General features: G+C 58.4%; 7 protein-coding genes. All 7 read right to left on the bottom strand.

Translation table 11 applies throughout. The features are described 5' to 3' along the window. Positions 1-131: 131 nt before the first annotated feature. Positions 132-515, bottom strand: coding sequence for a hypothetical protein (locus ABX749_RS12560; protein ID WP_145220116.1), 384 nt, complete (start codon positions 513-515; stop codon positions 132-134). Beyond that, entirely contained in the window at positions 512-1,144 is a 633-nt protein-coding gene (locus ABX749_RS12555) for an RNA polymerase sigma factor (protein WP_372896288.1), read from the bottom strand. The genes ABX749_RS12560 and ABX749_RS12555 overlap by 4 nt, the downstream gene beginning before the upstream one ends. A gap of 417 nt (positions 1,145-1,561) precedes the next feature. Beyond that, on the bottom strand, positions 1,562-2,860 hold the full coding sequence (locus ABX749_RS12550) for an esterase/lipase family protein (RefSeq protein WP_372896287.1): 1,299 nt from the start codon (positions 2,858-2,860) through the stop codon (positions 1,562-1,564). An 11-nt stretch (positions 2,861-2,871) separates the two neighbouring features. After that, positions 2,872-5,136, bottom strand: a complete 2,265-nt coding sequence (locus ABX749_RS12545; RefSeq protein ID WP_372896286.1) for a hypothetical protein — start codon at positions 5,134-5,136, stop codon at positions 2,872-2,874. 45 nt (positions 5,137-5,181) lie between these two features. Further along, the gene (locus ABX749_RS12540; RefSeq protein ID WP_145220124.1) at positions 5,182-5,892 is read right to left on the bottom strand and encodes a hypothetical protein; all 711 of its coding nucleotides are present in this window, start codon (positions 5,890-5,892) and stop codon (positions 5,182-5,184) included. 192 nt (positions 5,893-6,084) lie between these two features. Next, positions 6,085-7,695: a glycine--tRNA ligase gene (locus ABX749_RS12535; protein WP_145220127.1), complete on the bottom strand. Its 1,611-nt coding sequence runs from the start codon at positions 7,693-7,695 to the stop codon at positions 6,085-6,087. A gap of 327 nt (positions 7,696-8,022) precedes the next feature. Continuing rightward, positions 8,023-8,763 (bottom strand): acetyl-CoA hydrolase/transferase C-terminal domain-containing protein (locus ABX749_RS12530; protein ID WP_372896285.1); only part of this gene is annotated, 741 nt, incomplete at its 5' end.

Genomic DNA, 8,763 nt, shown 5'->3' with positions numbered 1-8,763 from the left:
GACTTTCCGGTAGTGAACGAGGCGACGAGTCCTCTGCAGTCGGCATCTTGGCAAGGACTCGTCGCCTCGTCCACTACCGCCTACCGGAAACGCAAGGCAAGGACTTGTCGCCTCGTCCACTACCGCCTGCACTAGCGTGCCGGCCGTTTGCTTTCACGGAATTGGTGAAACAGATCGACCAGCGCCCAGTCAAAACTCATGTGGTTGGCTTCGGCGTGGCGAAGGGCGGCGGCGTTGGTTTGGTCGGCCGTCTGCGGCGACGGTACTTCGACGCGAGTCAGGGCGCTGATCAGCGGCGAGACGACGACCAACAGCAACGACAACACGATCGTGACGCGTGCCGTTCGCAGCTGATTGCGTGCTCGTCCGGCCGAGTCCGAGGTGTGTTCAAGCAGTTGATCGCGATGTCGACGTCCGGGCAAGATCGACCCGCCCAACGCGGCGATCTGGCGTTCGATCGCTGCATGATCGTCGCGGAGTGGACATCCTCGTTTGCCATCGTGATGCATCGTCATTGGCCTAGCTCCACGACCGAACGTGAGGAGACAGCCACATCAGCGGATTGGGAATTCGACACGCGTGAAAGTTTCCCGGCCAGTTTTTCGAGCGCGTAGCGATAACGGCTGGCGGCCGTCGAAGGCGTGATCTGCAGCACTTCGGCGATCTCGGCGAACGTCAATTGTTCCCAGATTTTCAACACCACGACTTCGCTCTGCGTCGCAGGCAGACTTTCCATCGCCTCCCAAACCAATCGATTTTCGTCATCGCGTTCGACGACGTCCGACGTTCGACCGATCAAACGCTCCGCGATCGAACCGATTGCCGACCAACGGCTCCGCGAACGCAGGATCACCAGCGACTCGTTGCGGACCATCCGGAGCAGGTAGTGCCAGGGTTGATCGGCGCCGACGAGTAGCTTGGGACGCGTCGCGACCTTCACCATCGTCGTGCTGACCGCGTCTTCGGCGTCGTGCTGACGCCGTGTGATCGACGCAGCAAACCGGACCAATCGATCCGCCGTCAGGTCATACAACTGGGCCATCGCGAGCGTCTGGGCAGACGATTCTCGTCCGACCGCGATCTCGCGGGCCGCTTGGCGAATTTGGGCGTTAAATGGGGCATCGTTGGGCATGACACTGCCCATGATGCGCTTCGGCAGCGGATTTGTCTAATCAATTCCGATTTTTGACACTTTTCGCTGAACGCCACCACATTGAATTCAATACGCCCGTTGGACGACGGGGAATGGGTCAAAAAATTTGGTGGTCAAAAAATGAAGAGTCCCATTAGGGGGAGGCAGATTTTATTCGTCGGGAACCCCAACGAGACAGTGAATCGACAACTACGGTTCAGCACGGCCTTTGTGGTTAAATCTCATTGATTCACCCTTACTCGTGTGCGGTGTCTCGTTTCTTATTTTTTGACCAACCAATTTTTTGACCAATCTTCTTGCCCATCGCATCGCGACGAACAATGCCGATCGGTTGCAGGGACGTCTCTGAATCCGACGAGTGGAACTGAATCTCCGCAATCAGTGTTAATTGCCCCGCCCATTAGCCCACTACAACAACGTATCGCCCAAGAACTTGGCCGTCTCGCTCTGGTAGAAATAGTTCAGATGGTGGACGGATTGCGACTGGCCGAAATCCATCAGCCGCGAATCGGGAATCTTCACGTCCGCGGCCAAATCGATCATCGAGGGTGTATCGACGACCAGATCGTTGGCACCGTCAAACAACACGTCGGCCGCAGCGTCGACCAGCCGTTCTTTGCGAAACATCCGCCAGAATTTCCAAGCCGGATCGCTGGGCTGGAAATCCGATCCCACGGCGTAGTAGCGTTCGGTTTGTGTCGTCGGGGTTTCCAACAGGCGACGCAGTTCGGGATTATTACCGACCCGTGACATGCCGAACAAACCGGGGACCATCGCCATCGCCACATCGGCCACCGGCGTTCGTGCGGCCAAACTGGTGATCGACGTGACCACGCGCAACAGCGCTTCGACGACCGAAAAGACGGGGATCGCCAGTGCGGTCAGACCGGACGTGACTTGCAAAGCCCTGGAAAACTGAGTCAACAAGTGAATCGTCTCACGAATATTCGGCGGTGCGGCGAGCCCCGTTCCCGCCAGCGGTGACCCGACAAAAATCGACTTGTCGCAGCGTCGGCCCGTCGGATCAAAGGTTTCACACCACCACCGCGAAACCAGACCCCCGCGACTGTGACTGACCAAATGGATCTTCGCGTCACTCTCGCCGATCGCACGCTGTAAATCGAACGCATTCAGGATCGGCCCCACCGAGAGCGTCGGGTGATCGAAGGTGAATACATTGCCGCGGTATCGCTGAAACGCCTGTTCGAGAAACTCGCCGCCGTCTTCGTTCTCTTTCTCAAGCAGTCCGGCGATCATGTTGTCACTGTTGCTGAACGTCCCGTGGACGAACAACAACACGCCTCCCGAGGACGGAAAACTCGCCGGCTGCAATGTCTTGGTTTGAGAGTCCAAACGCCGCAGACCTCGATGCGGCGTCAATTTCTCATCGCGGCGACTGAGGAATTGCGTGATTTTGGACGGCGGTAAACGCTCGAATTCCAATTCCAACGTTTCAAACCCTTCGCGGGTCTTGATCGACGGAGAGCCACGAAAGCGTCCCAGATCGGGCGGCAGCGCGGTGACGTCTTCCCAGTCCATGATGCCGTCGTCGTCGACCAATTGCAGTCGCACCAGCGGCGGCAACGGGCCAGAGGGCGTGACCGAATGGGTCCGAATCCGAGTCCGATCGGGCCGCTGGACCAACGGCCGAACGTGGCTGCTGCCGGCGGTGGCCGAACGCGCGATTTCCAGAAACTTGCCGTCCATGTTTTGACCTGTCAGCCGACGTGAGACTCGGAAAAGCGAAGGGGCAGTGGTGTCACACCGTCTTCGGCGCGGGCGCTGACCAAATCGATCATGGCCCGAAAGGCACGACTGCGTTTTTTGTAGAAGTGCTCGCGGCCCTCGTCAATCGCAGCTGCAAAGCCTTTTCCGTGCGTCAACGCCACCGTCTCGATCGGCACCAGTTCGCCCCGATCGACAAACCCTTTGATTTCGGCATAGGTCTTCGGCCCCGATACCCATCGCTGCGATGCATCGTCACGCGGCATCTCGCCGTCCGGCGTCCGCGCTGGCAAGTCTTCGGTGGCAACGTCCAAAAATCGTTGATGCGCATGAAAGTCCTTCCAATAGCCGACGAACACATGCCCGTGCAGCAAGAACAACACGGGATGAACTTCGATCCATTCCAAACACGACGCCATCACAATCGCCAAGTCGACACAGGTCCCGAATCCGCCGCCGATGGTCTCCCCAGGCGTTCGCAACCGCTGAGTGAAATCGGCATACGAAGGCGGCGGATTGATGTAACGCAGCTTATTGCTCAGCAACAACGCCGCCCAAATCGAGCGCACCTGTCGGTCCACGCCATCCCAACAGGCCAGCCCGGATGCGAACCCGTCGTAGCTTTGATAGCCGTCAAAGCCTGCACCGACCTGGTCCTTCAAACATTGCAAATACCCCTGGGCCACGTCGATCGTTCGCGCGACCGCCGGATCTCGCGGTTGTACGAACGAAGGCAGCCAACCGATTTGAGAATCGTCCAAGGTCCATTGATCGATCGGCGCCAACCAAACCGAATGCGTGTGGCGATAGAGCACTTGATCGTGCCAGCGGAGATCGACGAACAAACTGGTCTGAATCCGTTCGTTGATCGCGCGAAACAGTTCCCCCGTCAACGGCAACGTCACGCGGTCTGCCAAGTCATAGCGATAGGCGTCCATGTCCAAATTCAACCGCGACCGAAACGGATACGAGTCGACGCCGACATGCAATTGGACTTCTAATTCCAGATCATTGATCTGCGTGATCGCGTCCGACTCGGAAGGGTTCGGATGAAGCCGCAGCGTCAGTTGGTCAAAGACGCTTTGGCCGTTGTGAAGCGAGGAATAGTTGATCTGATGGTTCGGCCGGACCGATACCTGGACCAAGTCGCGAATGTGAACCCGCTGCGGATCCGCCGAACGAGACACGGCGGGCGGGCGCGTCGACGGTCGTGTGGTGGTCGCTCCGATGCCGAAACTGTTTTGTCCGATTTCACCCGTGGCATTGGAAACGAGCGAATCGGCCGACCACAACACGATGCTGCTGCCGCGAATCCGAGGCCGATAGGCGGCGATCGATTCCCATCCGCTGCAGAACGCGGCCAGCAGGTTCCACTGGGAATCGGCGTAAGCACGATAGAAATGCAGAAAAAAGATCTCCGCGACGGCTTCATCAAACGTGTGTTGAAACCCGATCGCGGAACGGGCGCCGGCGTGGATCGTCATCGGGGCCAATCGCGCCGCCGAGTCCCAGCAATGAAAACCGACCAACAATGGATTGGGTGAACCCCGGTTGAGCAACCGCGCGATGACTTCGGCGCGATACTCCTTCGCCTCCGCCGATGGATCCGCCAAATAAAGCCCATCGCGGAGCCCCGACAGGTTGCCGCCGAGCCGTTCCCGACCGCTTCGATTGTCAAAGCCGGTCACGTGCACGATGTCCGGCGACACGGCTTCGATTTCCTCACCGAGTTGTCTCTCGGTCGGGTTTTCCAGCACCCCGGTCGTCTCGGCACTCAATGCCCGCAACCCGCCGGTGACCAATTGACGCTGGGCCGAAAAATTGAAGTGCCGCGCGAGCTCACCCGGCGCTGTTTCGATCACGACCAGGCGTTTGGGCGTCCGCTTGCGTTTGCGACGCCCCGTTTTCAAATGCCGCACGACCAATATGTCTTGTTCGACACGATGCGGTTTGGTGGCCGCGGCCAACACGTACTCCCAAGGCAGAATCCTGGCTTCCCAGAATTCATCCAAGGGGGAATCGGGAACGGAAACCTCCACGATGCCTTTCAATCGCCGCAGATGTTTGGCGGTCACCCCCAGACCGCGAAGATCACGCTGCAGCCGAAGTGTCTGTCGCTGACGGGCCGCCGGATCGTCGGCCCAACGATGCCGCTGTCGAACGACATAGTTCCAACGCATCGCGAACGCCTGCAGGGGCGGACCGCAGCGGATGCGACACACCTCGGAGTCACTCGTGCGCAAGACGACGTTGGACATCAGCTCTCCTGGTTCCGGACCGATCGTGCGCCACCGCGGCGGCGATCAATCTTGGAAAAACGGGTTCACCATGCTGCCATCGGCGGCCCGACGAACCGTTTTGGTTCGCGGTCGGGAGGCTGGCACCGGAGTGACCTTCGTCGGCTCGGCCGACGGCGTGACCGTGGATTCCGAAGTCCGCGTTTCGGTCACCGTCTGCTCCGGTTCAAAGTGGACTTGTTTGATTTCCGGAATCTCCATCTGATCCAGCGTTTCCATCTGCGTGTCGAGTTCCTGCATCTGGGCCTCCATCTCCGCCAGCATCTCCTCGACGTCGTGGACCTCGGCTTGGGCGCCTTTGTCAGGGTCCGGCACCATCGCCACCAAGGGGATCAGCACAAAGAAAAAGATCGCGACAAGTCCGATCACGTTCAGGATGCCATTGACGATCCAGATCCCGAAGGCGCGGAACAGCCCACAGTTTGCGACATGCGCAATCATGTAAAGGGTCACGAACCAAGTCAGTGGGATCGCGATCAGGACGCCGACCTGCCCGAGCAGGTCCTGGGCCGCCACAGCAAGGAAGGCATTGACGAAATACATCGCCACCAGCCACCCGAAGCAAGCGAAGAATCCCGGCGTCGCGTTACCGATCCAGTGGATCGAAAGTTTTAAAGAGCCGGCCGCCAACGCAAACGTTGTCAGCAAGACTCCCCCAATGATCGCGATGGTGATCGCTCCGAGCGCCAAAAATTGTTCCGGACTGATGGTTTCCATTGTTGCGATTGCTGACGAGTGAACACGGACGGATTTCGACGTGAGGTCGAAAACCGTAGCTCAGCAATGGCACGTCGGGGCGGACGTCACACCCGCCCCGGCGGAGGATGGCAAAAGAGGTTCAACAGGAAACCGGAAGAATCGTCAGGACCGGAATGACGCCGCGCGGACCATGCATCAGCGCGTTGGCGTTCAACCGAGCCGCTCGATCAACGCGAAACTCAATTCATCGATCTTGACCCGCGTCTGCTCGAGCGAATCTCGATCGCGGATGGTCACCGTCTTGTCACTGAGTGATTCGCCATCGACTGTGATGCAGAACGGGGTTCCCGCTTCATCCTGTCGTCGGTAACGTCTGCCGACGGCGCCTTTGTCGTCGTAGAACACGTTCATGTGCTGCTTGAGTTCGCCGTAGATTTCCTGAGCGACTTCGGGCATGCCGTCTTTCTTGACCAGCGGGAAAATCGCAGCCTTGATGGGGGCCAGTCGCGGGTGGAGTTTCATCACCGTGCGGGTTTGCATCTGCCCCTTGTCATCGGGCGCTTCATCTTCGGTGTAGGCTTCACAAAGAAACGCCAACACGCCGCGGTCGGCGCCGGCGGACGGTTCGACCACGTGCGGAATGAATTTTTCGTTGGTCGCTTCATCGCGATACGACAGGTCTTTGCCGCTGCCGCGATACTTGGGCTTGCCGTGTTCGTTCAATTCGACCTGCATCGGCTCACCCTCGGGTGAATTGGGATTCAGCTTGCCTTCCATGTGGCTTCGCAAGTCGAAATCGCCACGGTGTGCGATGCCTTCCAGTTCGCCGTATTCACCCGGCGGCAAAAACGGAAACGCGTATTCGATATCGGCCGTCCCGACGCTGTAGTGCGCCAGTTCCGCCGGCTCGTGCTCGCGCATGATCAACGAATCGCTCGACAGTCCCAGCTCGGTGTACCAGGCCATCCGGCGGTCGCGCCAATAACGGTACCAGGCTTGCGACTGATCCGGCGGACAGAAAAACTCGATCTCCATCTGCTCAAACTCGCGCGATCGGAACGTGAAATTCCGCGGCGTGATCTCGTTGCGAAAACTCTTTCCGATCTGGCCGATGCCGAACGGCACTTTGACGCGTGAGGAATCCAGCACGTTCTTGAAATTGACGAAAATACCTTGAGCGGTCTCCGGCCGCAGGAACGTCGTGTCGTCCTCCCCGCCGAGCGCGCCCAGGGTCGTCTTGAACATCAAGTTGAACTCGCGCGGCTCGGTCAGCGTGCCGAGCGTTTTCGCATCGGGGGCCAGCACCGAATCGGTGTCGTCGAGTTTGTCCAACGTCAACGATTCATCGGAAATCGTCAGTTCGTCCGCGTTCTTCGCACGCAGCTTGAAAAACTTCATCGCGCGGCGACGGACCTCATCGAGTTCCTGTTCGACTTCGGCCAACGTCGACACGAAAATCTTTTGGTCGCCCCGCTCGCACCAGCGTCCCCGCACCTGGTCGAATCGGTATCGCTTTTTCGATTCCCGACAATCGACCATGTGATCGTGGAACAGATCGTAGTGGCCGCTGCACTTCCAAACCTGGGGGTGCATGATGATCGTGCAATCCAAGCCGACCATTTCAAACGAAGCCGGGGCGCCCGGTGGCGTCACCAGATCGTTGTGGCCGCGGATCATGTCCTGCCACCACGCTTCCTTCAAATTGCGTTTCAGTTCCACCCCCAGCGGACCGTAGTCCCAAAACCCCTGGACGCCGCCATAAATTTCGCTGGATTGGAAGAGGAAGCCACGTCGCTTGCACAGCGACACGATTTTGTCCATCGATTTCATGGTCGGAAGGATCGAAACGTTGGTGGAAGGGGGGGAAGGACTCGAATTGGGAGAATGTACGCGCAACGGGTCAGTTGCGGGAGGTCAGCTTCGTCCCGGTGCCCGGGTTTTGCTGGGGTCTGAGCCGAAAAAGGGTCAAAAAATGGAGGGTCGATCGATCCACACGGCAGCGTCAGTCGATTCGTGAAGTTTCAACGCGACCAAATCAGTTCCACCGGTCGCGATCCCCGACTCAGCCAATCCCCATTTTTTGACCAGCCCATTTATTGACCACAGCCCATCCCTGGTTCTGTCTGCCCCGCTCCACCTGCGTGGCGTTTAGAAAGACGCGGAGAAGATCTTGTCGATTTCCGTGTCGGGGACTTCATCGTGAAGCATCGAGCCGAATCGCAGGAAATTCTGGTGCAGCTTGAAACAGCGCGTCAAATCGTGCTGGATATGGCTGGCACCTGAATCGCACAAATAACGATGCAAATAGTCGCGATAGTCGGGGTGAGCACAGCGTTCGATGATTTTCAGGGCGCGTTGTTTCGGTGCCAGCCCACGCAGGTCGGCCAACCCTTGCTCGGTGACAATCACTTGAACGGAGTGTTCGCTGTGGTCGATGTGGGTGCACATCGGGACGATCGCGGAAATGCTTCCGCCCTTGGCAACCGACGGACACATGAAGATCGACGTGTAGGCATTGCGGGTGAAATCGCCGCTGCCGCCGATTCCGTTCATGATCCGCTTGCCGCAGACATGGGTTGAATTGACGTGCGCAAAGATATCGACTTCCAACGCGGTGTTCATCGAAATGATCCCGAGTTGTCGCACCGCGGCGGGATTGTTGGAAATGTCCTGGGGACGGAGCACCAACCGCGAGGAGAAAAAGTCATGCTGCTCGTCAAGCTGTTGCATTTGTTGGGGCGAGAGGACTAACGCACAGGTACTGGCCCCTTTCAGGCGACCTTGCAACATCAATTCGAATGCCGAGGACTGCAGGACTTCGGTGTACATGGTGAAGTCGGGCAAGTCGGGATGCTCGCCGATGGCTTCCAACACCGCGTTGGCGACATT

Source organism: Stieleria sp. (genome assembly GCF_041595215.1).
GTDB classification, from domain to species: domain Bacteria; phylum Planctomycetota; class Planctomycetia; order Pirellulales; family Pirellulaceae; genus Stieleria; species Stieleria magnilauensis.
This window is presented reverse-complemented; position numbering and strand designations above follow the sequence as displayed.